The organism is Streptomyces sp. 1331.2, from assembly GCF_900199205.1.
GTDB lineage: Bacteria > Actinomycetota > Actinomycetes > Streptomycetales > Streptomycetaceae > Kitasatospora.
Window position 1 is genome coordinate 1,697,232 of the sequence record NZ_OBMJ01000001.1, and the last position, 25,996, is coordinate 1,723,227.

At 73.7% G+C, this 25,996-nt stretch carries 19 protein-coding genes and 1 pseudogene; 7 read left to right on the forward strand and 13 right to left on the reverse strand.

The genetic code is table 11. From position 1 onward, the window contains the following. Window positions 1–41: 41 nt before the first annotated feature. From CRP52_RS07045 to CRP52_RS07075, 7 genes are all read right to left on the reverse strand, one after another. Window positions 42–998, reverse strand: a complete 957-nt coding sequence (locus CRP52_RS07045) for a GHMP family kinase ATP-binding protein (RefSeq protein WP_097235616.1) — start codon at window positions 996–998, stop codon at window positions 42–44. Beyond that, window positions 995–4,330 carry a non-ribosomal peptide synthetase family protein gene (locus CRP52_RS07050; protein WP_097235617.1) on the reverse strand — a complete coding sequence of 1,112 codons (3,336 nt, stop codon included), beginning with the start codon at window positions 4,328–4,330 and terminating at the stop codon, window positions 995–997. The genes CRP52_RS07045 and CRP52_RS07050 overlap by 4 nt, the downstream gene beginning before the upstream one ends. After that, complete coding sequence (locus tag CRP52_RS07055) at window positions 4,327–5,655, reverse strand: ATP-grasp domain-containing protein (RefSeq protein ID WP_143685670.1); 1,329 nt, start codon at window positions 5,653–5,655, stop codon at window positions 4,327–4,329. The genes CRP52_RS07050 and CRP52_RS07055 overlap by 4 nt, the downstream gene beginning before the upstream one ends. Next, window positions 5,652–7,169 (reverse strand): argininosuccinate lyase, encoded by a 1,518-nt coding sequence (argH, locus tag CRP52_RS07060; RefSeq protein ID WP_097235619.1) that lies wholly within the window; start codon window positions 7,167–7,169, stop codon window positions 5,652–5,654. The genes CRP52_RS07055 and argH overlap by 4 nt, the downstream gene beginning before the upstream one ends. After that, window positions 7,166–8,239 carry a cysteine synthase family protein gene (locus CRP52_RS07065; RefSeq protein WP_097235620.1) on the reverse strand — a complete coding sequence of 358 codons (1,074 nt, stop codon included), beginning with the start codon at window positions 8,237–8,239 and terminating at the stop codon, window positions 7,166–7,168. The genes argH and CRP52_RS07065 overlap by 4 nt, the downstream gene beginning before the upstream one ends. A gap of 157 nt (window positions 8,240–8,396) precedes the next feature. After that, window positions 8,397–9,377, reverse strand: a complete 981-nt coding sequence (locus CRP52_RS07070; RefSeq protein WP_257032330.1) for an ATP-binding cassette domain-containing protein — start codon at window positions 9,375–9,377, stop codon at window positions 8,397–8,399. A 131-nt stretch (window positions 9,378–9,508) separates the two neighbouring features. Then, the gene (locus CRP52_RS07075; RefSeq protein ID WP_097235621.1) at window positions 9,509–10,240 is read right to left on the reverse strand and encodes a LuxR family transcriptional regulator; all 732 of its coding nucleotides are present in this window, start codon (window positions 10,238–10,240) and stop codon (window positions 9,509–9,511) included. Window positions 10,241–10,775: 535 nt separating this feature from the next. Between CRP52_RS07075 and CRP52_RS07080 the strand changes: the two genes are divergently transcribed. After that, on the forward strand, window positions 10,776–12,068 hold the full coding sequence (locus CRP52_RS07080; protein ID WP_097235622.1) for a YhgE/Pip domain-containing protein: 1,293 nt from the start codon (window positions 10,776–10,778) through the stop codon (window positions 12,066–12,068). An 80-nt stretch (window positions 12,069–12,148) separates the two neighbouring features. On the opposite strand, the gene CRP52_RS07085 is transcribed toward CRP52_RS07080, so the two are convergent. Further along, window positions 12,149–12,589, reverse strand: a complete 441-nt coding sequence (locus CRP52_RS07085) for a nuclear transport factor 2 family protein (protein WP_097235623.1) — start codon at window positions 12,587–12,589, stop codon at window positions 12,149–12,151. A gap of 127 nt (window positions 12,590–12,716) precedes the next feature. On the opposite strand from CRP52_RS07085, the gene CRP52_RS07090 reads away from it, so the two are divergent. Further along, window positions 12,717–13,283, forward strand: coding sequence for a PadR family transcriptional regulator (locus CRP52_RS07090; RefSeq protein ID WP_097235624.1), 567 nt, complete (start codon window positions 12,717–12,719; stop codon window positions 13,281–13,283). A gap of 101 nt (window positions 13,284–13,384) precedes the next feature. Here CRP52_RS07090 and CRP52_RS07095 read toward each other — a convergent pair whose 3' ends face one another. Next, window positions 13,385–14,707 (reverse strand): lipase family protein, encoded by a 1,323-nt coding sequence (locus CRP52_RS07095; protein WP_097235625.1) that lies wholly within the window; start codon window positions 14,705–14,707, stop codon window positions 13,385–13,387. 186 nt (window positions 14,708–14,893) lie between these two features. Between CRP52_RS07095 and CRP52_RS07100 the strand changes: the two genes are divergently transcribed. Further along, window positions 14,894–16,231, forward strand: a complete 1,338-nt coding sequence (locus CRP52_RS07100) for a PucR family transcriptional regulator (RefSeq protein ID WP_257032331.1) — start codon at window positions 14,894–14,896, stop codon at window positions 16,229–16,231. Between the two features lie 101 nt (window positions 16,232–16,332). On the opposite strand, the gene CRP52_RS07105 is transcribed toward CRP52_RS07100, so the two are convergent. From CRP52_RS07105 to CRP52_RS07120, 4 genes are read right to left on the reverse strand one after another with little or no spacing between them, the layout of a single operon-like run. Beyond that, on the reverse strand, window positions 16,333–17,793 hold the full coding sequence (locus CRP52_RS07105) for an ABC transporter ATP-binding protein (RefSeq protein WP_097235627.1): 1,461 nt from the start codon (window positions 17,791–17,793) through the stop codon (window positions 16,333–16,335). After that, window positions 17,790–18,629 (reverse strand): ABC transporter permease subunit, encoded by an 840-nt coding sequence (locus CRP52_RS07110; RefSeq protein ID WP_097235628.1) that lies wholly within the window; start codon window positions 18,627–18,629, stop codon window positions 17,790–17,792. Before CRP52_RS07110 ends, CRP52_RS07105 begins: the two co-directional genes overlap by 4 nt. Continuing rightward, the gene (locus CRP52_RS07115) at window positions 18,626–19,624 is read right to left on the reverse strand and encodes an ABC transporter permease (RefSeq protein ID WP_373560464.1); all 999 of its coding nucleotides are present in this window, start codon (window positions 19,622–19,624) and stop codon (window positions 18,626–18,628) included. The genes CRP52_RS07110 and CRP52_RS07115 overlap by 4 nt, the downstream gene beginning before the upstream one ends. Next, a complete protein-coding gene (locus tag CRP52_RS07120; RefSeq protein ID WP_097235629.1) occupies window positions 19,621–21,180 on the reverse strand; it encodes an ABC transporter substrate-binding protein in 1,560 nt (519 codons plus the stop codon). The genes CRP52_RS07115 and CRP52_RS07120 overlap by 4 nt, the downstream gene beginning before the upstream one ends. A 378-nt stretch (window positions 21,181–21,558) precedes the next feature. Between CRP52_RS07120 and CRP52_RS07125 the strand changes: the two genes are divergently transcribed. The 4 genes and pseudogenes from CRP52_RS07125 (at window position 21,559) to CRP52_RS07140 (ending at window position 25,996) form a co-directional block, all read left to right on the forward strand. Next, window positions 21,559–22,548 (forward strand): TauD/TfdA family dioxygenase, encoded by a 990-nt coding sequence (locus CRP52_RS07125; protein WP_097235630.1) that lies wholly within the window; start codon window positions 21,559–21,561, stop codon window positions 22,546–22,548. Window positions 22,549–22,593: 45 nt separating this feature from the next. Then, window positions 22,594–23,583, forward strand: coding sequence for an ornithine cyclodeaminase (locus tag CRP52_RS07130; protein ID WP_097235631.1), 990 nt, complete (start codon window positions 22,594–22,596; stop codon window positions 23,581–23,583). Then, window positions 23,574–24,908, forward strand: a complete 1,335-nt coding sequence (locus CRP52_RS07135) for an amino acid decarboxylase (protein ID WP_097235632.1) — start codon at window positions 23,574–23,576, stop codon at window positions 24,906–24,908. Before CRP52_RS07130 ends, CRP52_RS07135 begins: the two co-directional genes overlap by 10 nt. Window positions 24,909–24,965: 57 nt before the next feature. After that, window positions 24,966–25,996, forward strand: a pseudogene (locus CRP52_RS07140) (cysteine synthase family protein).

The following is a 25,996-nucleotide window of genomic DNA, read 5'->3' on the forward strand; positions in this document are numbered from 1 at the left end:
GCCCCGCTCGGTCGTCGGGGGAAGGGCGGTCGGACGGACGGTCAGTCGAAGCTCAGCGTGCGGTACACCGTGACGTTGCCGACCAGGTCCTGGCAGGCCTGGGCGGCCGCGGCGAGCTGCGCCGGGCAGTCCGGGGAGGCGGTGTCGAGCAGGATGCCCAGCGTGGTGCCGCTGTGGCCGACCACCACGCCCAGCCCGCCCACCTCGCGGCAGATGCCGATCATCCCCTCCAGCGACCACTTGTGGCGCAGCACCTGGTTCATCCGGGCGCTGGCGGTCGCGACCCGCCCGACCTCGGCGAGGTCCCGGCGGGCGACGGCACCGGTGATCCGGTCCAGCAGCCGCACGTACTCCCGCTTGTCGGCCGCCGTGAACGGCTTGGGGATCGCGTTGAAGGAGACGGTGTCCACCGCGCCGCCCTCGTCGCCGCTGACCACCGCCATCGACGGCAGCGACCCCAGCCGAGCCCGCAGCCGCACGGTGCGGTGGTGGAAGGCCACGATCGAGGGGTAGAGCACGCCGTCGGTCGGTTCGATCCGGGCGAGGTAGGACTCGATGCGGCGCGGCGGCATGGGTTCGTCCAGGGCGTTGGCCACGGCCCGGGCGGTGGCCACCAGGTCCGCCGAGGAGCTGGCCAGTCCCTTGCCCTCGGGCAGGGTGCTGTGGATCTTCAGCAGGCCGCCGGTCGGCCGGCCGGCGTCCCCCATGATCATCGAGGTGAGCCGGAGCGCCTTCTTCTTGTGCGGCGGCCAGACCCGCAGCAGGTCGGAGTCCGGGTCGGGCTCGAACCTGGCCATCGCCCAGCGGGCGACCGGCAGGGTGACCAGGAAGTCCCCGTCCTCCTCGGGCAGGACGCCCTGGAGCAGTTCGCCGAAGGTGCCGAAGGCGGTGCTCACCCCCGTACTCACCCCCGGCCTCACCCCGGCGGGCACCCCGGCGCCGGCCCCGGAGTCCGCCCCCGTCCGCGCCGGCCCCGGGGTGATGGTCTCGGTCGTCATCCGGCATCCTCCTCGTCCCACTGCTCGGGCGGCCGGCAGCCGCCGCGCACCACGTCGGCGGTCTCGCCCGGCCGGGTGCTGATGAAGTAGTGCCCGCCCTGGGCGAGTTCGCGCAGCGTGACGCGGTCCGAGACCGCCTTCCAGTCGCCGTGGCCGGCCTCGAAACCGGCCGTGGAGGCGTCGTCCCGGGCGACCACGACGTCCACCGGCGCGTCCAGCCGGTACCGCTCGCCGTCCTCCCGGAGGCGGATCAACTGGCGGTTGGCGGTCAGCACGTCGTGCCGGTAGGCCCGGCCCACCACGTCGGCGCGCTCCGGCTTGAGCGCATCCAGCTCCACGTAGGCGTTGTCGGCGCGCAGTTGGGCGAGCAGGGCCTGGTTGTCGGCGGCGGAGACCTCGGCCATCTCGGCGCGCAGCGCCCCGGTGTCGGCCAGCAGCAGGGCACCGACGAAGACGCGCTCGACCGGGCGACCGGCCTCCTCCAGCAGCCGGGCCGTCTCCAGGGCCGCCGCAGCGCCCGCGCAGTGGCCCCAGATCAGCACCGGCGTGGTGATCCGCCCGATGATCTCGTCCCGGACCCGCCGGGCGAGCTCCGGGACGTCCGGCATCGCCTCGGCCCCACCTCCCTCGCCGGTCTCACCGGCCGTACCGGGGAAGTCGTGCCCGGGCAGCTCCACCGCCTCCACCGCGAAGCCGTCCCGCTCCAACTCGGCGGCCAGCGAACGGAAGTTGACGGCGTTGCCGCCCGCGTAGGGGAAGCAGACCAGGGTGTGGTGCGGGGCGCGGGCCGCGGAGAGCGGCTGCAGCAGGCCGGTGGCCGCCGGGGCGGTGTCGCCGCGGTCCCGGGCGTCCAGGGCGGCGGCCAGGTCGGCCAGTACCGGCCGGCCGACGAGGTCCTTCAGGGACAGCGCCCGGTCCAGGTGGACCAGCAGCCGTACGGCGGCCAGCGAGGTGCCGCCGAGCTCGAAGAAGCTGTCAGCCCGTCCGATCCGCTCCAGCGGTACGCCCAGCACCTCGGCCCACAGCATGGCCAGCCGCTGTTCGGAGGGGGTGCGGGGGGCCGCGTAGGGGGCGCCGCCGTGGCCCAGAGTCCCGGCGATCCGGACCAGGCCCTTCTTGTCGACCTTGCCGTTCTCGGTGAGCGGCAGCCGCTCCACCTGGTGGAAGTAGGTGGGCACCATGTAGTCGGGCAGCAGGGTGGCCAGGAAGTCGCGGACGCGCTCGGCCGGCAGGTCCTCCTCGCCCGCGAAGAACGCGACGAGGTTGCGCAGGTCCCCGGCGCCGCCGTCGATGACGACCGCGGCCTCCCGCACGCCGGGCATCGCCAGCAGCTTGTTCTCGATCTCGCCGATCTCGATCCGGAAGCCACGGATCTTGACCTGCTCGTCCCGCCGGCCCAGGAACTCGATCCGGCCCTCGGGCAGCCAGCGGCCGAAGTCACCGGTGCGGTACATCCGGGTGTTGGGCCGGAACGGGTCGGGGACGAAGGCCTGCCGGGTCCGCTCCTCGTCGTTGATGTAGCCGCGGCCGACGCACACCCCGGAGAAGGCGATCTCGCCGGGCGAGCCGAGCGGCACCAGCGCCAGGTTCTCGTCGAGCACGTAGGTGTTGACGTTGCGCAGCGAGCGGCCGACCGTCACGAAGTCCCGGTCGGGCAGGCCGCGCAGCACCTCGTGCATGGTGTCGTCGGACACCTCGGTGGCGCCGTAGGCGTTGACCAGGGCGATCCCCGGGTAGGCGGCGAACCAGCGCTGGACGAGCTCGTACTTGAGCGCCTCCCCGGTGACCGAGACCGTGCGCAGCCGGCCGAGCGGGCGCGGGTGCTGGGCCAGGTGGGTGAGCAGCACCTCCAGGTAGGAGGGGACGACCTGGATCACCGTGACCCGGCCGTCGGCGATCTCGTCCAGGAAGCCCGTGACGTCGAGCTGGGTGTCGGTGTCCACGATCCGCACGGTGCCGCCGACCAGCAGCGGGGCGGCGAACTGCCACAGCGAGATGTCGAAGCACTGGGAGGCGGTCTGGGTGACGACCTCGTCGGCCCCGCCGGCCAGCTCCATGTCCTCGATCTTCATGAGGAGGTGGTTGAGCATCCCCGCGTGCTCGCACACCGCGCCCTTGGGCGCGCCCGTGGAGCCGGAGGTGAAGTAGATGTACGCCGCCTGACCGGGCGTCACCGTCACCCCGGTCGGGCCGGCCGGGAGGTCGGGCCGGGTCCGGATCTCCGCCACCGACAGGGCGGCGGGCGGCTGCGGCACGACCGCGGACGCCTCCTCGACCAGGGTCTCGCTGCCCGGCCCGGTCAGCACGAACCGGCAGGCGCTGCGCTCGAACTGGGTCGCCACCCGGTCCACCGGGAAGTCGGGGCGGACGGGCAGGTAGACACCGCCGGCCTTGAACACGCCCAGGGCGGCGGCGATCCAGTCCAGGGTGCGGTCCATCACGACGGCGACCACGTCCTCGGCGGCGGCGCCGGCCGCGACCAGGGCGTGCGCGACGCGGTCGGCCCGTTCGCCCAGCTCCCGGTAGGTCCAGCGCACCCCCGCGTGTTCGGCCGCGACGGCGTCCGGCACGGCCCGCGCCCGCTCCTCGAAGAGGTCCACGAAGGTACGGTCGGGCAGCTCGGCGCGCGGCCCGGCCAGGCCGTAGAGCTGCTTCTCGACCTCCCGGTCCGACAGCAGGCTCTGCCGGTCGTGCCGCTCGCCGGGGCCGTCGGCCAGGTGGCCGAGCGCCGCCAGGTGGTAGCCGGCCAGGCGCTGGGCATAGCCCGCGTCGTAGCAGGCGCGGTCGTACCGCAGGCGCAGGGTGAGGCCGCTGCCGTCGCGGTGCCAGGCCAGCCGCAGCGCGGCGCCGTCGGCGGGCTCGGCGTGCGGTGCCCGGGCGTGCGGTGCCCGGGCGGTCAGGCCCGAGAAGTCCAGGACCAGCCCCGGCTCTCCCCCGGCGGCGGCGGAGGCGGCGTCCGCGGTGGCGGCAACGGCGGCGGCCGTCCCGGCGACCAGCTCCGCCCAGGTGGAGTTCTCGACGGTCAGGCGCAGCGGCCGGACAGCACCGGCGTCGGCAATGGCACCGGCACCAGTGTCGGCACCGGCACCGGCCGGCGGCAGGTACCCGACGAGCAGCGCCCGCTCGGCCGCCACGGTCGCGAGCACCCGGGCGTGCGCGGCGGTCAGCAGGGCCGGCAGCGCGGCCCCCAGCTCGACGGCCCGGTGTTCCAGCTTCCGGGTGAGGTCATCGGCGAGCCGGGTGTCGTGGACCGCGTGGCCCTCCTCCCCGGCGGTCGGCGCGGTCCACCGGGGGATCCTGGTGAACGCCTGGTCGTCCGCGTGCTCTGTCATCGGGCCCCGACTCCTTCTCCCGGCGCTGCGGGCTCCGCCAGCTCGATCCTGATCAGCCGCGCGGCGGCCGCCGCGCGCTGTGCTGCCTGGTGCGTGTCCGGGCCGGCGGCGACCACGCAGGCCAGCCGGTCCTGGAACGAGTGCGTGATCCGTACCGTCCGGCCCTCGGCGGTCCCGGCCGTCACGGCCACCACGCCGGGCGCCGCCTGGGCGTCCGGGAGGCCGGCGATCCGGGTGACGACGCCCTCGCGCTCGGCGGGCAGGAAGCGGATCGCCGCATGCCCGCCGCCGCCCGGGCCGGACGGAGCGCCGGGCAGGCCACCGGACGGCCCGGCCGGCAGCCCGGCCGCCCGGGCGATCACCGCGTCCATCAGGTCGGTGCCGAGCGCGGCCCGGACGGCGACCGGGATCATCCCGCCGGCGAGGCGCGGGTTGACCTCGATCACCACCGGCCCGGCGTCGGTCAGCCGCAGTTCGGTGTGGGCCGCGCCCCAGCCGAGGCCGAGCGCGGAAAGGGCCCGCAGGGCGGTGCCGGCGAGCGCGTCGGCGCTCTCGGCGGGCACCGGCGCGGGCACGTCGTGCCCGGTCTCCACGAAGTACGGCTCGGCGCCGGTGTGTTTGGCCACGACGGCCACCACGGTGCGGTCGAAGGTCTCGACGGAGAACTCGGGGCCGCGGACGGCCGCCTCCACGAGGATCCGGCTCACGGCCGGGGTGCCGCGCTCGTCGGTGGTCCGGCCCAGCAGCTCCGCGGCCCAGGCCAGCACCTCGGCGCCGTCCCGGCAGAGCCGCACGCCGATCGAGCCGGAGCCGCTGACCGGCTTGAGGACGACGGGGTAGCCGATCGCGTCGGCCGCCCGGACCGCCGCGGGGGCGTCGGTCGCGCGCGCGAAGGCGGGCACCGGCACGCCGGCCGCCGCGAGGGCGCCGCGCTGCTGCTCCTTGTCGCGGCAGCGGTCGACGGCGTCCCCGTCGGCGGCGGGCAGGCCGAGCTTCCCGGCGGTGCGCGCGGCGGCCGCGACGAAGTACTCGGAGCTGGACGCGATCCCGGCCAACCCGGCGCTGTCCTCGGCGAGTTCGGCGCAGCAGGCGAGGACGGCGTCCGGGTCGCCGGTGTCCAGCAGACGGGTGGCGATCCGGTCCTCGGCCGCGTAGGGGTAGCGGCCGGGATCCCGGGTCAGCAGGACCGGCCGCAGTCCCCGGGCCCGGGCGGCCGTGCAGAACTCCCGTCCGGTGCCGGTGGTGTTGCTCTCCAGGAACGCCAACCACGGTCCGGCGGGCATCAGTTCGTCCACGTCATGGTGCTCTCGTCCGGTCGCGCTCACGGCGCACTCTCCGTTCCGTGTCCGTCTGCGTGTCCTCCTGCGCCGGCCGGTGCCCCGGTCAGCTCGGCCACGGCCTCCGCCAGCCGCTGCCGCCCCCGGTCGGTGCGGGCGCGGTGGGCGGCGAGCCGGTCGCAGTGCCCGGCCAGCCGGTCCCGCAGCACCCGCACCGTCCGGTCGCACTCGCCCGGGCCGCCGCCGCGGTCGTGGTCGTCCACCACCTCGCGCAGCGTGGGGAGTTCGGCGCCCAGGTCGACGGCCGCACCGTCGGCGTCCGTGCCGTCGGGCAGCCGGATCGCGGCCAGCTCGGTGGCGCCGGCCTCGACGGCCTCCCGCACGGCCTCGCCCACGACGTGGTGCGCGGTGCGGAAGGGCACGCCGCGGGCCACCAGCCGGTTGGCGATCACGGTCGCGGTGACGAAGCCCTCCCGGGCCCGCTGTTCCATCCGCTCCAGGGCGGGCCGGGCGCCGCCGACCAGGGCCTGGCCGAGCAGCACCGAGTCCCGTACGGCGGCGAGCCCGGGCCAGCCGGCGGCCACCGCCTCGGTGCCGACCTCGATGGAGTTGGTGAAGGGCGTCGACTTCGTCGCGGAGGCCGCCGCCGTCCAGGCCCCGACCGCCACCGCGGCCTTGGCCTTGACGTGCTCCAGCAGGAAGGCGTTGCGCTTCTGCGGCATCGCGGAACTGCCGCCGACCAGCCGCTCGGGGAACTCGACGAAGCCGAACTCCTGGGTGCTCCACAGCTGGAGGTCGGTGGCCAGCCGGCTGAGCGTCAGGGCGGCCGAGGCGGCCACCGCCACCGCGCGCAGCATCGTGTCGCGGGCGGCGACGGCGTCGGTGGCGTGCAGCGGGCCGTCCCGGAACCCCAGCAGTTCGGCGGTGCGGGCCGGGTCGATGGGCAGGTCGGTGCCGGCCACCGCCCCGGCGCCCAGCGGGCACCGGTCGAGCTGGTCGAGCGCCTGGTGCAGGGCCTCGGCGTCGCGGTCGAGCGCGGTGGCGATCCCGGCCAGGTAGTAGCCGTAGCTGACCGGCATCGCGGGCTGGAAGTGGGTGTAGACCGGCATGACCACGCCGCGGTGGGCCCGGGCCCGGGCCAGCAGCACCGCCTGGAGGCGCAGCAACTCGCCGAGCAGGTCGGCCAGTTCGGCGCGCAGCCGGAGCGCCGTGACGGTGGCCTTGAGGTCGTTGCGGGAGCGGCCGGTGTGCAGCTTGCCGCCCACCTCCGGGCCGAGCTCGGCCACCAGGTGGCCCTCGTACATCAGGTAGAGGCCGCGCGGGGCCGGCCGCTCGTACAGCTCGCGGAAGCCGTCGGCGCGCAGGGCGGTGATCCGGCGCAGCAGGGCGGCGGCCGCCTCGCGCGGCAGCAGTCCGCTCTCGGTGAGCATCACCACGTGCGCCAGGTCCACGGTGGTGGTGGCGCCGAGCTCCTGGCGGATGTCCTCGGGGCCGGACTCGCCGTAGACCACCCGTCGGGTCCGCGCGCCGAGGGTGCGGGTGAGGCGTCCGGTGGCGGTCACGACAGGGCCTGCTCGGGCAGCGGCCGGCCGGTGCGCGGGACGGTGCCGGGCACCTCGTCGTAGGGCCGGCGGGCCCAGTCGAAGCGGCTCCAGCCCGGCCCGGCCTCGGCGGGCGAGGCGACGGTGACCGGCTCGGCGGGCAGGGCGTCCAGGAGCAGGCCGTTGTCGGCGAGCCAGCTGTCGTCGTAGACGGTGGCCTGGTAGCGGTAGCCCTCGTCGGGCAGCATCACGACGCACAGCCGGTCCGGGTGGCGGTCGGCCCACCACTGGGCGACCAGGTGGGCGGCGCCGCTGGTCGGGCCCTGGAAGAGGGCGTGGCGGGCGTGCAGGGCCCGGGTCTGGGCGTAGGCCTCGGCCGCGTCGCACCAGTGGACCTCGTCGAAGACGCGGTGGTCGAGGTTGGCGGGCCACAGGCTGTTGCCGAGTCCGCGCAGTCCGCGCGGCCCGTCGGACTGGCCGAAGAGCACGCTGCGGTGGCTGTCGACGCCGATCGCCAGGGTGTGCGGGGTGTGCTCACGCAGGCCGCGGGCGGTGCCGCACATCGAACCGCCGGAGCCGACCGGTCCGACGAGGCAGTCGACGTCCCCGAGGGTGCGGTGCAGCAGGTCGGCCACCACCCCGTACGAGCGGGGGTTGTCGGGGTTGCCGTACTGCTCGGGGCAGAAGGTGTCGGGCAGTTCGGCGCGGATCTCGGCCAGGCGGCGCAGCCGGGCCTCCTGGTAGCCGCCGACCGGCGCGGGCTCCCGGCAGATCTCGACCCGGGCGCCGAGGTCGGTGAGCCTGCGGTACAGGTTGGGGTCGATCGCCGGGTCGCTGACCAGGATCAGCGGGCGCTCCATCAGGGCGCACTGCATGGCCAGGGCGAGGCCGAAGGTGCCCGAGGTGGTCTCGACGACGGTGGTGCGGTCGCCGAGTGCACCGCGCCGGTCGGCCTGCCGGAGGATGTAGTGGGCCGGCAGCAGCTTCATCAGGGTGTAGACGGCGCCGTAGAGGTTGGGGCCGAGCCGGACGAGGCGCGGGATCATCTGCGCCTCGGTGATCGAGCGGTACGGCGCGGTGGTCGCCGTCATGCGGAGCTCCCAGGGATTCGGTGGGGACCGGCGTGCCCGGTCCGGAATCCGGGGGCAGGCCGACGGGGACAGGGGTTGGGTGCGAGATCCGGTAGAGGATCCACAGGTTCACGGGTGCGCTCTCCCGGTCGGTGCGGGCTGCGGCCGAGGCCGGCCGTCAGGAGGGCACCGAGACACCGGGCCGGGGCACGGCGTGCGCGGGCGGTGCCGCGGGGCTCCCGGGCAGCGGCCCGGCGCTCTCGGCGAGGGCCAGGTAGACGTCGTCGAGGCTCGGCTCGGTCAGCGAGATCCCGGTGATGCCCAGGCCGGCCTCGTCCAGGGCCCGGACGACCGCGGCCAGGGCGGCGGACTCGCGGACGGGGACGGCGACGCTGCCGTCCGGCTCGCCCGGTCCGGCGTCCAGGCCGGCCCGGCGCAGGGCGTCGAGCGCGGCGGGCAGCCGGGCCGGTTCGGCGAGCTGTGCGCGCACGGTGCTGCCACCCAGCCTGGCCTTGAGCCGGGCCGGTGTGCCGTCGGCGATGGTCCGGCCGCGGCCGAGGACGATGACCCGGTCGGCCAGCTGTTCGGCCTCCTCCAGGTACTGGGTGGTCAGCAGCACGGTGGTGCCCTGGGCCACGCAGGAACGGACCAGCTCCCAGAGGCCGCTGCGGCTGACCGGGTCGAGCCCGGTGGTGGGTTCGTCCAGGAAGAGCACCTGCGGGCTGCCGACGAAGCTGCTGGCCAGGTCGAGGCGCCGGCGCATCCCGCCCGAGTAGGTGCCCGCCGTCCTTTCGGCCGCGCCGGTGAGGTCGAAGGCCTGCAGCAGTTCGTCCGCCCGGCCGCGGGCCTGGGCCCGGCTCGCTCCGAGCAGCCTGGCGACCAGGACCAGGTTCTCCCGGCCGGACAGGCTCTCGTCCACGGCGGCGAACTGGCCGGTCAGTCCGATCCGGCGGCGCACCTCGCGGGCCTCCCGCACCACGTCGTACCCGGCGACCCTGGCCGTGCCCGAAGTCGGCGGCAGCGCGGTGGCCAGAATGCTGACGAGTGTGCTCTTGCCCGCCCCGTTGTGCCCGAGCAGGCAGAGCACCTCCCCTTTCGGTATCGCGAAACTGACTCCGCCGAGTGCCTGCGTGCTGCCGAAGGACCGGCTGATGTCCATTGCTTCAATCATCACGCTGTTCACCGGACGTCATTCCTCGCAGGGAGCGGGCGGGTACGGATTGCGGGGTTCCCGGAATTCGTACCGTCCCCGGACTTTCCGCGGCAAGGAGCGCTACAGCAAGCTGCCATTCATCCGGCGGCCCGGGTGGGGTGGTCACTCGTCACCGGCGGCAGCAGGCCGAGTTCCACCGCGCGGGCGCCGGCCTGGAACCGCGAGTTGGCGCCGAGTTCGCGGGTGATCTCGGCGACGTTGCGCCGGTAGGTGCGCACGGACATGCCGAGGTCCCGGGCGGCGACCTCGTCGGTGCGTCCGGAGCTGAGCGCCAGCAGGATCCGCCGGGCCAGGGCGCTGCGGGTCCGCTCGCTCAGCCGCCGGTGGTCGGCCAGCGGGGCGCTGCCGTTCCAGGAGGCCAGGAATAGGGTGCGCAGGTTGCGCAGCACGGCCGGGGCCCGCATCAGGATGGCCTCCCGGGACGGCCCGGCCGCCCGGGACCAGACCACACTCACCAGGCCGTCGGCGAGCACCATGTCCTGCAACACCGCTCCCACCAGCCGGACTTCGACGCCGGCCGCGTACTTCTCCAGCCGTTCCAGCAGCAGCCGGTTCTCCAGCAGGCCGACCCCGGCGAGCAGCCGGACGTCCACCCCGCGCGCCGCGGCCCGGCCCAGGCAGGACACCAGCCGGGTGATCTCCTCGTCGTGGTGCCCCGAGAGCACCACGGCCAGGGAACGGGCGGCCGACCCCACCAGCTGCTCGGTGGTCTCGCTGCCCTCCTCCGGCCCCAGCGCGGTCAGCAGCCTGCCCTCGCTGCGGTGCCGGTCGACGGCGAATTCGACCAGTCGGCGGGCCTCCAGCAGCATGCTCTCGATTTCCCCGCTGGACGGTTTTCGCGCCGCCTGTTCGGGCAGTGCATTCGCCCCGGCGGGCACGGTGATGACGGCGGACGGATCATTGACAGGCGTACTCGGCACAATTCCCCCTGCTGCTCGACTCGCAACGTCCGTTCAGGAGGGCATGGGGGCCGGCCGCTTGTCACACGAACGAAACGGCCGTCTTCGAGGCACGGCACCTGCCGAGAGCCCCCGCTCTCTCCACGGACTTCACCCTAGGAGCCGCCGTTCGAAGGGGTCAAACAGTTGCACGCCAAAGCAACTGCGCCGCCCTGCGGGCGGTTTCGGGAATTTCCGCCCGACCCCGTCGGCGGGCCACGACCGTCGCCCGAGCCGCGAGGGCCGACTGGGGAGCCGGCGCCTTCGACGCCATCCACCCTCCTCCGTCGGCTCCGCCGAGAAGTCCGCTGTGGCCCCCGCCATGGCATGCTCCGATCCGCAGGTAGTAAATTAGTTGAGTAATGTACTCGGCAGGCAACTCGGCAGGCACTGCGGAAGGTCGTCCATGTCCCCCACCCATCCGTTCGCGGTGCTGCGCACCAGGCCCCTGTGGGCCGGCACCGGCGTCATCCTCGGCGCGGTCGCGCTGCTCTTCTCCCTCTTCTACCTGGGCGCGAACATCAACCCGTCGGGGTCGGTACGCGGCCTTCCGGTCGGCCTGGTCAACGCCGACCGAGGCATCACGGTGGACGGGAAGCGGCTCGCCTTCGGCGAGCAGGCCGTCACGGCGATCACCAAGGAGGCCCACCGCGAGGTGTCCTGGCAGGTCCTGGACCAGAAGGAGGCCGAGCAGCGTCTGGGGTCGGGGCGGCTGTACGGCGCGCTCGTCATTCCTGAGGGCTTCTCCGCCTCGATCGCCGCGCTGGGCGGGCCCGCGGCGGCCGGCCCGCCGACCCGCCCGGCGCTGACGGTGCTGACCAACCCGTCGGCGAGCAGCATGGGCTCCGGCATGGCGAGTCGGATCACCCAGCAGGCCGCCCACTCCTTCTCCCTCGCCCTCGGCACCAAGCTCTCCCAACGAGCCCAGGCGCAAGGCGGGCAGTCGGGCGCGGCCGAGCGGCTGCTGCTGGCGGATCCGGTGGCGGTGCAGGTCCAGGACGGGCATCCGCTCGGGTCGCACAGCGGCATGGGGCTGAGCGCCTTCTACTACGCACTGGTGCTGGTGGTGTGCGGCATGCTGGGCGCCAACGTGGTGAACAGCCAGGTGGACGTGGCCCTCGGGTACGCGCACAGCGACATCGGGCCCTGGCGCCGACGCCGTCCGCTGCTGCGGGCGTCGCGGGTGCAGACCCTCACGGTGGGCAGCGCGCTGATCGCGGGCCTGTCGGTGGTGATGGCCACGCTGGTGCTGGCGGTCGCGGCCGGTCCGCTGGGGATGGATGCCCCGCACCTGCCGCTGCTGTGGCTGTACTCGGTGGGCACGGTGGCCACGGTCGGGCTCGGCGCGCTCGCGCTGCTCTCGGCGTTCGGGACGCCCGGGATGCTGCTGGTGACGCTGGTGTTCATCGCGATGGCGGTGCCCACCGCGGGGGCGTCCACGCCCGTCGAGGCGCTGCCCGGCTTCTTCCGGTTCCTGGCGGAGTTCGAACCGCTGCGGCAGATCACCGCGGGCGTGCGCGCCATCCTCTACTACGACGCCCAGGCGCAGGCCGGTCTCGCCCGGGGCTGGGCCATGATGGCGGCCGGTCTGGCCGGGGCGCTGGCGCTCGGATTCGGCATGACCCGCTTCTACGACCGCCGGGGCCTGCACCGGGAGCACGAGCCGAAGGCGGCCGTGGCCCCGGCAGCCGCCGCATGACACCCCTGGGGCCCGCCAACCCGGCGGGCCCCAGGGCCGCTCACGCCTACGGCCCTTCCGGCGGATCCTGCCGGACAGGCCTAGCGGCCGTTGATCACGTCGATCACGTCGGTCTCAGCCGTCCCTGCCGTCTCAGCCGCCGCTTCGGCGGCGATGCGGTCGAACTGGGCGCCCATCGCCTCGGCCAGCGCCTGGGCCGCCGACAGGGGCCGCACCATGACGGTGAAGTCGTCGATCTTCCCGTCCTCGTCGAAGTGCAGGAAGTCGCAGCCCTGGACCTGCCGGCCACCGACGGTCGCGGTGAAGACGAAGGCGTGGTCGCGTCCGTCGGGGTTCGCGATCTCCCGTACGTAGGCGAAGTCCTCGAAGACACGCAGCACGCCGCGCAGGATCGCCGCGGTGATCGCCTTGCCCGGGTAGGGCTTGAACGCGACGGGGCTGGTGAACACGACGTTCTCGGCGAGCAGATCGGCGATGGCCTGCTCGTCGCGGTCCTCGACGGCCTTGCGGAAGGGATGCATCGACTCGCTCCATACCCACATAGTTGAATAGATGCATCCGTGAGTATGGAGCAGGCGGCGGCGGGGTGTCCACAACCCCCGAATACTCGCATTGTTGACTAGACAGTGGGGGTGCTACGTTGCCCGCATGGCTCTGCGGAACGCACTGATGGCAGCCCTCCTGGAGGGCGAGGCGTCCGGCTACGACCTCGCCAAGGGCTTCGACGCCTCCGTGGCCAACTTCTGGATGGCCACCCCCCAGCAGCTCTACCGCGAACTGGAGCGCATGGAGGCCGACGGCCTGATCGCCGCCCGGGTCATCCACCAGGAGAAGCGCCCCAACAAACGCCTCTTCTCCCTCACGGAGGCCGGCCGCACCGCCGTCCGCGCCTACACCGAGGAACTCCCGAGCAAGCCGAGCACCATCCGCGACGAGCTCTTGGTCAAGGTCCAGAGCGTCGACGCCGGCGACGCCGCTGCCGTCCGCGCCGCCGTCGCCGAACGCATGGAATGGGCCCGCGCCAAGCTCGCCCGCTACGAACGCCTCCAGGTGAAACTGCTCGACGGCCGCACCGAGGAGCAGTACCTCGCCCACGCCGAACGCATCGGCCCCTACCTCACGCTCCTGCGCGGCATGGCCTTCGAACGCGAGAACCTCAGCTGGGGAGACACCGCCCTACGCGTCCTCGACCGGCGCTCGGTCCTTCAGGACTGAACGCACGGCACCGGTCGCCCCTGAGGCAACGCGTCCGTCGGCCGGCAGCGCGGCGGGCCCCGACACGCTCGGCGCGTGCCGGGGCTGCCGCAGGCGGCCCGTCAGGACCGCACCGCCTCCGGCGCCAGCGAGTTGCCCCCCGGGATCGAGCCGCAGTCCGAGGGTGCCGGCCGGCCCGCGAACCGGTCGTTCAGCCAGCCCAGTGCCAGCGGCGCCCAGGGCGCCGGCACGCCGACGTGGCTGAGCAGGTCGAACTGGTCGTACTTGATCGCGCCGTTGCCGCTGTCGCAGTACTGCCGAGCCAGCGCCCGCACGTCGCCCGCGACCATCACCCCGTCGCCGGTGCCGATGCCGGCCGGGTTGTTGAAGGTCCCCTCCCAGAAGCCGCCACCGCCCTGCGCGATGTAGCCGGGCACGGTCGGCGTGCCGGCGCTGCCCAGGTTGACGCGATTCACGGCGGCCACGAACGGCGGCACCGAGTCGGGGTCGGCGTACTCCGGCTTGGCCATCTTCGCCCAGGTCAGCCCGGGGTACTGGCCGAGCGCGTTGACGATCGAGCCGTTCTGCAGCTTCTGGTGGACCTGCAGGCCGTAGTCGCTCAGGTAGGGCGTCAGGTCCAGGCCGTAGGAGCGGGAAACGCCGATCAACGCCAACGGGATCAGGCCGTTCCACACCAGCGCGCCGTCGACGTACTTGAGGTTGTGGGCCGGATCGACCAGCAGGCCGCCTTCGGCGAAGCCGACCAGGTGCCGGTTCACCTCGGGGGCGTAGCTCGGGGCCAGCGCGGCGGCCCAGCTGGTGGCGACGGCGCCGCCGGAGTAGCCCATCAGCCCGAACTCGGTGTCGGCGCCCAGGCCGGTGGCGGCGGAGTTGGTCGCGGCCCGGATCGAGTCCAGCGTGTTGGTGCCGTACTCGGGGCCGGCCCCGAAGTCGGCCGACTGGCCCTCGGTGTCCGGAACCACCACGTCGTAGCCCTGGAGCAGCAACGGCACCACGAACATCGCCTCGGAGTTGGCGATCACCCCGCCCAGCGTGACATCGCCGGCGATCGCCCGGGACGGCCCGTCGGCGGGGTTGAGCGAGTCGTAGAACGACTGGTAGGAGACCGCCCTGCGGCCGTCGCCGCCCGGTGCCCGGAGCACGGTGGTCACGTTGGCGGACGGTCGGCCCTGGGCGTCGGTGCTGCGGTAGAGCAGCTGGATCGCGGTCACCGGGGTCGGGATGCCGACCAGGTGGTAGGGCAGTTGGCGGGTCTTCAGCACGGTGCCGGGCGACAGCGAGGCGAGCGGCGCGCTGCCGTCGTAGACGTAGAACCGGTCGGTGGCGCTCGGCGTGCTCGCGACCGCGCCGGCCACCGGGGCGGCGGTGACGGCCACCGCCGCGGCGAGGGCGGTGGCCAGGAGTCGAGCGGCGGTTGTGGACATGTCTCCCCGATTCACAGGTGGGTCCGCCGGGTGGGGCGGCTGAGCGGGCGTCAGGCGCGGGCCCGCTGCCGGGTGTCGTGAGGACGATCCCGTTGTCAACTGGTGGGTAACTTCGGATGACAATGATGGCCGTCCGGCCGCCGGTCCGCTCCTGGGCATCGCTCACAAACTTTCGCGAGGTGGATTGTGATCGCACCCCAGACCGCGACCGGCTCCCCCACGCCCCTGGCCGGCTCCCTCGGGGACGCGGTCGGCTCCCGCGGAGCCGCGACCGGCGACTCGGCGCCGCGGTGCGGCGGGCAGCCGCTGCATCAGCGACTGCTGACCGACCTGCCGCTCCTGGTGCCCGCGGTGCTGACCAGGCTGCTGGACCAGCTGCCGGCGTACGCCGCCATGCCGCCCGAGCAGGTGCGCGGCGAGATCACCCGGGCCACCGAGCACGGGATCCGGCACTTCGTCGAGGTCCTGCGCACCGGCGAACTGCCGGGCCGGGAACTGCTGGAGAAGATCAGCGAGTCCTCGGCCCAGCGGGCGGACGAGGGGATCCCGCTGGAGGCCGTGGTCGGCGCCTACCACCTGGGCGCCGAGGAGTGCGCCACCCGGATCCTGGCCACCGCCGAACCCGGCGACCTGCCGGACGTGCTGCGCGCCCAGCACCGGTTGCTCGGCTACCTACGGCTGGTCAGCTGTGCGGTGGCCACCGGCTACGTGCGCGAGCGGCAGGCCGCGCTCGGCGAGGAGCAGGTGGCCCGGCAGGCGCTGCTCTCCCGGCTGCTGGAGGGCGGCAGCCCGCAGGCCGCGGCCGACCGGGCCGGCCTGCCGCTGCCGCCCAGTTACCTGGTGCTGAGCATCGCGGCCGGACCGCACCCCGACGAGCTGCTGCCCGGCGTCAACCGCTCGGTCGCGGCGCGCCGCAAGGTCCGCCGGCTGCGGCACGAGCTGGAGCGGCAGAGCCGCGGGGTGCCGCTGACCGCGCTGTCCGAGGAGGGCGGCCTGGCGCTGCTCCCGCAGGAGACGCCGGTGGCCGGGCTCGGCGACGCCGACTGGGTCCGGCTGGGCGCCCTGGTCGAGCAGCTCGGCCGGATCTGCGGCGCCGAACTGCTGGTGGCCGCGGCCGCCGCCGCGCCGGACGGGGTGGCCGAGGCGGCCCGGCTGGTCGGGGAGGTGCGCCAGGTGGCGCAGGCGGCCGGGCTCGGTACGGGCCTGTACCGGCTGGACGACGTGCTGCTGGAGTACCAGTTGAGCCGCCCGGGCCCGGCCCGGGACGGGTTGGCCGCGCTGCTCGCGCCACTGGCCGGGCGCCCGGAGCTGCTGGAGACGTTACGCGCGTTCCAGGCCGCCGGGTTCGACCGGCGCCAGGCGGCCACCCGGCTGCGGGTGCACCCGAACACCGTGGACTACCGGCTGCGCAAGGCCACCGCGCTCACCGGCCTGGACCCGGCCCGGAGCGGCGAGCTGCCGATGCTGCGGGCGGCACTGGCGGCCTTCGACGCGGCAGCGCGCGAGCGGCCGACCAGCGGCTGACGGGTTCGGGGCTCCTTGAGGCAGGTTGCCGAGCTGGGCAGTCCCCGCCGAGCCGGCCTGCGCGCCGGCGGTCCGCCGCCGACGTGCACGGCGGGCGCGTGTCAGTTCGGGACCGGGCTCGGCGCCGGGTGGTGGCCGATGGGCGACGCCACCTCGGGACGCCCGAGTGGCAGGACGGTGTCGGCGTGGGCGGACACCAGGGGCAGGTCGTGACTGACGAGGACGACGGCCAGGCCCCGGGTGTCCCGTAGGTCGCGCAGGAGTTCCATGATGCCGTCGGCGGTGTCGGCGTCGAGGGCGGAGGTGATCTCGTCGCAGAGCAGGACGTCGGGTTCGGCGGCCAGGGCTCGGGCGATGGAGACGCGCTGGCGCTGTCCGCCGGAGAGTTCGTGGGGGTGGCGGGCGGCGTGGTCGGGGGTGAGGCCCACGGAGGTCAGCAGGTCGGCGACGCGCTCGGCGCAGCGGTCGGCGGCCAGGGCGAAATGGAGCTTCAGCGGGCGGGTGAGGGTGACCCCGACGGTGTGGGCGGGGTTGAGGGCGCCGAGCGGGTTCTGGGGGACGAGTTGGATGCGGCGGCGCTGGTCGCGGGTACGGCGCCGGTAGGAGGGTGCCAGGGCTTCGCCGGCGAGGGTGATGCTGCCGGCGTCGGGCCGGTGAAGGCCGGCAAGGGTGCGTAGCAGGGTGGTCTTGCCGCAGCCGGACGGGCCGGTGATGCCGGTGAGGGTGCCGGGCGGCAGGTTGAGGTCGAAGGCGGTCAGGACGTGGTGGCGCTCGCGGCCCGTGCCGACGGTGGCGCGCAGTGCCGTCACCTCGACGATGGGCTCGGTCCCGGGGGCCGGGGTGTGACGGCGCTCGGCCGGGGCCGGAGAGACGGCCGGGGCGGTGGTGGGGCGGGCCGGCCACAGCGCGAGGACGTGGTCGGCGCAGCGGGCGACGAAGTCGGGGTCGTGGCTGGTGAGGGCGATGGCGATGTCGTCGGAGGCCGCGATGTCGCGCAGGAGCTCCGCGATGTCGTCGCGCAGAGCGGGGTCGAGGCCGGCGGTGGGTTCGTCGAGCAGGAGGATCGCCGGGCGGCGGGCGAGGGCGCGGGCGAGGGCGACGCGCCGTTGCTGTCCGCCGGACAGGGCTGCCGGGCGGCGGCGTTCGAGGCCTTCGCCGAGCGGGAGGTGGACGGTGCGCAGCAGCTCCGGGACGGAGGTGCTGCGGCGGTCGGCGGCGGTCTCGGTGACGAGGCGGTCGACGCGCATGCGGGGGTTGAGTCCGGAGCCGGGGTCCTGGCCGACGTAGGCGAGCTGGTGGCGGCGCAGGCGGCGCAGTTCCTCGGGCGGGAGGGTGAGGATGTCGTGGCCGAGGACGGTGAGGTGTCCGGCGGTGACGTGCGCGCCGGGTGGGAGGGCGCCGGTGAGGGCGCGCAGAAGGGTGGTCTTGCCGGCGCCGGAGGGTCCGGTGATGGCGGTGATGCGGCCCGGGGTGAGGGTGAGGGTGGCGTCGGTGAGCAGCTGCGCGCCGTGCAGGGCGATGGACAGTGCGGTGGCGTGGGCGGCGGGGGCGGGGGTGCTCACAGCGGGGTCTCCGGGGTGGGCCGGGCGGGGGCGAGGGCTTCGGCGGCGAGGTTGACGCTGATGGCGAGCAGGCCGATGGCCAGGCAGGGGGCGCCGACGGCCCAGGGGTTGAGGGTGATGCCGGCGGCGTTCTCGCGGATCATCAGTGCCCAGTCGGCTTCGGGGGGTTGGGGTCCGAGCTGGAGGAATGCGGCGACGGAGACGATGTAGATGCCTTCGACGAAGCGCAGGCCGAACAGGGCGAGGACGGTGGAGCGCAGGTTGGGAAGGACCTCGCGCACGGTCAGGTGCCACAGTTTCTCGCCGCCTGCCGCTGCGGCTTCGATGTAGCCGGTGGTGGCGATGGGGGCGGCCGCGGCGGCGACGATCCGGACCGCGTACGGGATGCCGAGGAGGGTGGCGGCGGCTGCGACGGCCAGGCGTCCTCCGGCGGGCCAGGCCAGGGCGATGAGCATGATGGCGAGGACGGAGGGCAGCAGGATCGTCAGGTCGGCGGCGCGTTCGATCCACCGGCCGAGCACCGGGCGCAGTGCGGCGATGATGCCGATGGCGGTGGCGGCCGCGGTGACGACGAGGGCGATGACCAGGGCGGTGGCGATCAGGGGTGCGCCGCCACTCAGGAGGCGGCTGAGGACGTCGCGGCCGAGCTGGTCTCCGCCCAGCGGTGCGCCGGCTCCGGCTTCGGCGTAGGGGAAGGTGACCGGCGCGTCGATCGGGTGCGGGGCCAGGAGCGGCCCGGTGAGGGCGAGGAGGACGAGCAGGAGGGCCGGAACGGCACGCAGGAGCACACGCCGGGTTCGGCGGGTGGTGGGCACGTTCGTGGTCGGGGCGGTCATCGGCGCTCGTCTCCGAGGGCGGTGGTGCGGACGGTGTCGGCGAGGAGCAGGAGCAGGCTGATGGAGGCGCCGGCCACTGCCACGACTCCGGCGACGAGGGGGGTGTCGCGGTCGGTGATGGCTCCGGCGAGGACGGCGCCGATGCCGGGATAGTTGAAGAGGGTCTCGACGACGACGGTTCCGCCCAGCAGCATGCCGGCGGAGGTGGCGATGCCGACGGCGATGGCGGGCAGGGCGCCGGGGAGCATGTGGTGGCTGAGGATGCGTCGGCGGGGCAGGCCGTCGAGGATGGCGGCCTGGACGTGGGGCAGGGCGGCCTGGTCGGCGAGGGCGCCGCGCACGATGCGGGTGTTCCAGCCGATCTGGGGGACGGTCAGGGAGAGCAGCGGCAGGACGATCATCGTCCAGGACTCGGGTCTGCCGTCCGGGCCGGTGAGGGTGACGGCGGGCAGCCAGCCGGTCCACTGGGACAGCAGCAGGAGCAGGGCCACGGAGACGACGAACTCCGGCAGGGCGTACGCGGCGGTGGAGAGGGCGTCGACGGCGCGGTCGGTGCGTCCGCCCGGGCGCAGGGTGGCCCAGCCGCCGAGGGCGAGGGCGCCGGCCGTGCTGACGGCGAGGGCGAGGCCGCCGAGCAGGAGGGTGTTGGGGAAGGGGCCGGCCAGGACGTCGGTGACGTGTCGGCCGCGGGCGGTGGTGCCGAGGTCGCCGGTGGGCAGGCCGGTCATCCAGTCCCGGAAGCGTTCGGCGACCGGGCGGTCCAGGCCCATGGCGGTGCGGCGGGCGGCGAGGTCGGCTGCGGTGACGCCCCGGTCGGAGGTCGCACCGGCGGCGTCGCCCGGCAGCAGTTCGACAGCGACGAAGACGGCGGCGAGCAGGACGACGAGCAGCACCAGGCGCCGTGCGGCCTGCCGGGCGACCCGGCCCGCACCGGGGAGGATGCGGGCCGGAAGGCTTCGGAACGTCGGCGCACCCGCGGGGTGACGGGTGGTCAACGCGCCAGCCAGGTCTTTTCGAGCTGGACGCGGCCGTAGCCGGGGAGCTTGGGCAGGTCGCGCACGGCAGCGCCGGCGAGGTCGATGCCGTCGGCCATGCCCCACAGCAGGTAGCCGGACTTGGCGAACTCGGTCTCCTGGAGCTGGTGGAGCAGCTTGCCGCGCTCGGTGGCGTCGGCGGCGCCCATGGCCTTGCGGTAGGTCTCGTCGAAGGTGGGCTCGTTCCAGCCGGACTCGTTCTGCCCGGCGTCGGAGAGCATCGTCTTGGAGGCGAAGAAGACCACCGAGTCGTTGGTGCCCCAGTAGGTGGTGTAGAGGGTGCCCTTGAGCCAGGTGGCGTCCCAGAACACCTTGGAGTCCTGCTTCACCACGTTGATCTTCACCCCGGCCTCGCGGGCCTGGGTGGCGAACAGGGTCGCGGACTCCGCGAGGCCTGCGATGTCCTCGGTGGTGATCAGGTCGTAGGTCTTGGAGGTGTCGAAGCCGGCGTCGGCGAGCAGCTGCTTGGCCTTGGCGAGGTCGCGGGTGCGCTGGGGGATGTCCTTGGCGAAGGCCGGGTCGCCGGTGCCGAGGATGTCGTTGGCGATGCTGCCGTAGCCGGAGAGGACCTGCTTGACCATGGCGTCGCGGTCGACGGCGAGCTTGAGGGCCTCGCGCACCCGCGCGTCGGCGAACGGGCCGTCGGCGGTGCGCATGACGATGGGCATCGCCATGTCGTTGGGGCGGCGCACGATCCGGACGTCCTTGCGGGCCTCGGCGGTGCGGGCGGCGACGGCGCCGACGTTGGAGGCGAGGTCGATCTGCCCGGCGAGCAGGGCGTTGGCCATGGCCTGGGGGCTCTCGAACAGCCGGACCTCGACGGCGTCGAGGAGGACCTTGCCGCCGTACCAGTTGTCGTTGCGCACCAGGCGGGCGTTGCCGTCGCGGTACCAGTCGAGCTTGAAGGGGCCGGTGCCGGGGGCGCCGGCGATCGCGTCGTCCTTGGTGTCCTTCTTGAGGACGAAGGTGGTCAGGCGGGTGAGCAGCGGCAGGTCTGCGTTGGCGTAGTCGGAGACCAGGACGACGGTCCTGGCGTCCTCGGCCGTGATGCCCTCGGGCTGGATGCCGGGCAGGCGGCTCTTGCCGGCCGGGGTGTTGCGCAGGCGCTTGAGCGACCAGACGACGTCGTCGGCGGTGACGGGGGTGCCGTCGTGGAAGGTGGCGCCGTCGGCGAGGGTGAAGCGCCAGGTCTTGAGGTCGTCCGAGGGCTTCCAGGAGGCGGCGAGGCGGGGTGCGGTGTTGGCCGTGGCCCCGGGTATCGCGAGCGTGTCGTAGAGCAGGCTGATGATGAGGTAGTCGCTCTCGTTGGCCTGGGTGCCGTGCGGGTCACGGGTGACGGCGGAGGCCTTGCCGAGCGCGCCGACCTTCAACGTGCCTCCGGTGCGGGGCTGTTGGGAGTCCCCGCCGGAGGGGGCGGTGTCCTTGGATCCTCCCGTGCCGCTGCCGCAGGCAGCGAGTGCGCCGACCGCCCCGATGCCGGCACCGGCCCACAGCAGCTGTCGTCTGGTGACGCCCACGTTCGATCCTCGTTTCGGGTCATACTCGATGTGCTTAGGTTTACCTATCCTAAGTTTCAGTCAGGGCGCAAGCCGCCGGACGGGGCGCACCACCCTCCCGGCCATGCGCCCCTCATTCCACAAAGTTCCTCCTGGACAGGCAGGTTGGCCCTGCGCGGCACATGCGCCGCCACCGGGAACCGGCCACGCAAACGGAGACATCCAGTCAGGTAAGGCTTGCCTTAGTTCGGAGTCGTTGTTACCTTTCCTGTCGTCCGGCCGTTCGAGCCGCCCCGGACCACGCCCCACGCGAAGCTCCCGCCGCCGTCCCGCACCGGCGCGGTGATGCCACGTGCCCGCGGCCCCTCTTCTCCCCTCCTGTCCCCGGAAGGCCCCACCGTGCCCACCTGCCCTGCCCCGGTACGCCGCCTCGACACCGCCGCCGCGGAGGAACTCACCACCACCGCCGCCAAGCTGCTGGCCTTCCACGGTTCCGCGACCAGCCCCGCCCTGCTGGCCGACCTGCCCGTCGTGTGTGCCCGGTTCAGCGAGCCGCTGCGCCGTCAGCTGCGCCCCGTCGACACCGCCGACGGCCTGTTCGTGCTCCGCGGTCTGGACATCGACGACGCCGAGCTCGGCCCCACTCCCGGTCACTGGTCGACCGTCGCCGACGCCGGTGCGGTGTGGGACGTCGCACTCCTGCTGGTTTCCACGCTGATGGGCACACCGATCGCCTGGGACGGCCAGCAGGACGGCCGGTTCGTGCACAACATCGTTCCCTCCCCCGGCCACGAGAGCGAGCAGACCGGCGCGTCCAGCTCGGTTCTGCTCACCCCGCACACCGAGGACGCCTTCCACCCGGGCCGCGCGCACCTGCTGCTGCTGTGCTGCATGCGCAACCACGACAACATCGCCACCACCGCCGCCAGCGTGCGGCTGACCGAGCTCGCGCAGGCCGACCTGGAGCAGCTGAAGCGGCCCGTCGCACCGATCCTGCCCGACGACGCCTACGAGCAGGCCCGGAAGTTCGGCGGCCGGCCCGCGCCGGTCCCCACCCTCTTCGACTCGCCCGAGGGCCTGACCATGCGCTACGACCCGGCCTACACCCCGCTGGAGGGAACCGACCAGGCGTGGCGCGAGGCCTACGGGCGCCTCGGCGAGGAGCTGGCCCGCGTCTCGGTCGCGGTGAGCCTGGAGCCGGGTGACGTCCTCGTCGTCGACAACGACATCGTCGTCCACGGACGCGTCCCCTTCCAGGCCCGCTACGACGGCACCGACCGCTGGCTCAAGCGCGCCTCGGTGCGCGTCGAGGACCGCCCCACCCGCCCGCTCGCCGAGCACGACGAACACGGCTACGGCCAGGCCGCCCTCACCGCCTGGGCCGCCTGAACCACCGCCACCGACGCCGCCTCACCACCTCGAAAGGGCCCCCTCATGGACCGGGACGACACCACCCTGCGCGTACTGTCCACCAGCGACCTCGCCGGCCTGGACATCACCCTCGCCGACGTCGTCGACACCGTCGAACAGGCCTACCGCACCCTGGCCGCCGGCCAGTCCGACAACCCCCGCAAGCTCACCGTCAAGCCCGCCGACGGCCACTCCGTCTCCTACGCCATGCTCGGGCGCGACGGCGTGCGCAACGTCGTCGCGATCAAGACCTCGTACAAGCACGGCCTGCACGAGAGCCGCGAGAACCAGCACTACTACACGACGCTGACCATCTACGACGACGTCACCGGCCTGCCCGTGGCGATGATGGACTGCTCCCGCATCGGCTCCCTGCGCACCCCGGCCGTCTCCGCGCTGCTGGCCCGCGAGTGCGCCACCCCCGAGGCCTCGACCGCGCTGGTCATCGGCACCGGCACCCAGGGCCGCCTCGCCCTGCCGTTCCTGCTCACCACCCTGCCGAAGCTGGAACGCCTGCTGCTGTCCGGCACCCACCCCGACGGCATCGCCGCCGTCCGCGCCGAACTCGCCCGCCACTTCCCCGACCGCGAGATCGAGCTGGTCACCGACCTCAGGGCCGCCGCCCGCGACGCCGACGTCATCGTCGCCACCGCCGGCGCCCACACCCCGGCCGCCGTCGAGGCCGACTGGCTGAGGCCCGGCGCGGTGTCGATACTCGTCGGCCACGGCCTCGCCCCCTCCACGCTCCACCGCGCGGACCGGGTGATCGCCACCAGCGAGGCCCAGATGCGGGTCACCGGCACCGACATGGCCGACGCGGACGGCAACCTCCCGGCCGTCGACCTGGAGCTGCCCGTCGTCATCTCCGGCGTCTCCAAGGCCCGCACCGCCCCCGAGCAGCGGATCTTCGCCTACAACAGCGGACTCGTCGTCACCGACATCGCACTGGGCCACCGCTTCGCCCAGCTCGCCACCGACCAGAACCTCGGCACCGAGGTGGCCCTGTGGCGCTGACCCTGCCCGCCCACCCCGACCCGCTCGCCGAGCGCCTGCACACCAGCGGCCTGCTCCACGAACTCGCCCACGGCCTCGGCGGCCCCTTCCACTACCTGCTGCCCGAACGCTTCGACGCCAACCTGGCCGACTTCCGCGCCGCCCTCGCCGAGGCCGCCGTCGAAGGCCGCGTCTACTACGCCAAGAAGGCCAACAAGGCCTCGGTCCTCATCGACCGCTGCGCCGCCGCGGGCGCCGGAGTCGACGTCGCCTCGCTCGGCGAGCTGCGCGAGGCCCTGGGACACGGCGTACGCGGCGAGGACCTCGTCGTCACCGGCCCCGCCAAGTCCGGGCAGCTGCTGGACGTGGCCGTGCGGCAGGGCGCGCTGATCGCCGTCGACGCCCTCGACGAACTGGAGCGCCTCCTCGCCCGCGCGGACCACCGTCCCGCCCGAGTACTGCTGCGCCGCCACCCGCCCTCCCAGCGCCGCAGCCGCTTCGGACTCGACGACGCCCAGCTGCACGAGGCGCTGGGGCGGTGCGCCGAAGCCGGCGACGCCGTCCGGATGGAGGGGTTCAGCTTCCACCTCTCCGGCTACGAGATCCAGGAACGCGCCGACCTCGCCGGCGACCTCGTCGAACTCTGCCTCAAGGCCCGGACGCTGGGCCTGCAGGCGGACCGGATCAGCATCGGCGGCGGCTTCCCCGTCGACTACGTCCCGGCCGACGCCTGGGACACCTTCCTCGCCGAGAACGACGCAGCGCACTACCACGGCCACAAGTCCTTCGCCGCAAGCGACTTCTACCCCTACCACTCCCCCGTCGCAGGCGCCGACGCGCTGCGCGCGATCCTCGCCGCCCGTCCGGACGGATCGGGGGCGAGCCTGGCAGAGCGCCTGCGCCAGGCCGGGGTGATGCTGCTGCTGGAGCCCGGCCGCGCGCTGCTGGACCGGGCGGGATCCTCGGTCTTCCGCATCCAGGGCGTCAAGGACCGCACCGGGTACGGCATCGTCACCGTCGACGGCACCAGCCTCAGCCTGTCCGAGCAGTGGTTCAACAGCGAGTACCTGCCCGAACCCGTCCTGCTGACCCGGGGCGACCGCGAGGACGGCCCGTACGAGGCCTGCGTCGGCGGCGCGAGCTGCCTGGACTCCGACCTGCTGACCTGGCGCAAGGTCCCCTTCCCGGCCCGGCCGGCGGTCGGTGACCTCCTCGTCTACCCCAACACCGCGGGCTACCAGATGGATTCCAACGAATCCCCCTTCCACGAGCTGCCGTTGCCGCCGAAGATCGTCATCGACCACCCCCACGAGAGCAGCCGACCCCGCTGGCGCCTCGACCGCTGACCCTGCCCTGACCGACCGCCCCGTCCGCACTGCCCCACCCCCACGGAGCCACACGCCATGACCGACGCCCTGACCCGCCCCCCGGTGGTCAGCCGGATCTCCGACCTCATCGGCTACACCCCGCTGTTCGAACTCGCCCGAGCCGACAACGGCGCCCGCCTGCTGCTGAAACTGGAGATGTTCAACCCCACCGGCAGCGCGAAGATCCGCATGGCCCGCCAGATGGTCCTCGACGCCGAGGAACGCGGCGAACTGCGCGAGGGCGGCCACATCATCGAGTCCACCTCCGGCAACACCGGCCTCGGCCTGGCCGTCGTCGCCGCCGAGCGCGGCTACCGCTTCACCGCCGTCGTCGACAACCACGCCGCCGCCGACAAACTGCGCGGCATGAGGGCCATGGGCACCGAACTCGTCTACGTCGACGCCGACACCGACGGCGAGGAACTCCACACCGCCGCCCGCGAGGAACTCGCCGAGGACATGGCCCGCGGCAAGGACAACACCTTCTTCACCGAGCAGCACAACAACCCCAGCAACGCCGTCGGCTACCACGCCGTCGGCCGCGAGATCGCCCAGGCCCTCGACAACCGGGTCGACGTGCTGATCGGCGCCGTCGGCACCGGCGGCGGACTGTGCGGCACCGCCAGGGAGTTGAAGAAGAGCGTCCCGGACGTGACCGTCGTCGGCGTCGAGCCCAAGGGCTCCATCGCCTTCGGCCCGCCCGCCCACGACTACTACCAGTCCGGCACCGGCACCCCGAAGGCGCCACCATCGGCCTGCTCGTCGACTACGACCTCATCGACGAGGGGGTGAAGGTCGGCGACGTCGAGGCCTTCGCCACCGCCCGCGCCGTCGCCCGCCGCACCGGTCTGCTGATCGGCGGCTCCGCGGGCGGCGTCGTGTACGAGGCACTGGACCGGCTGCCCCGGCTCGCTCCCGACACCGTTGTGGTCGCCTTCATCAATGACGGGGGCGAGAAGTACATGGACACCGTCTTCAACGACGACTGGATGACCGCCCGCGACCTCCTCGACCCGACGGTCGAAGCCGGGATCGACGAGACGCTGACCAAACTCCGCAGGAACTGA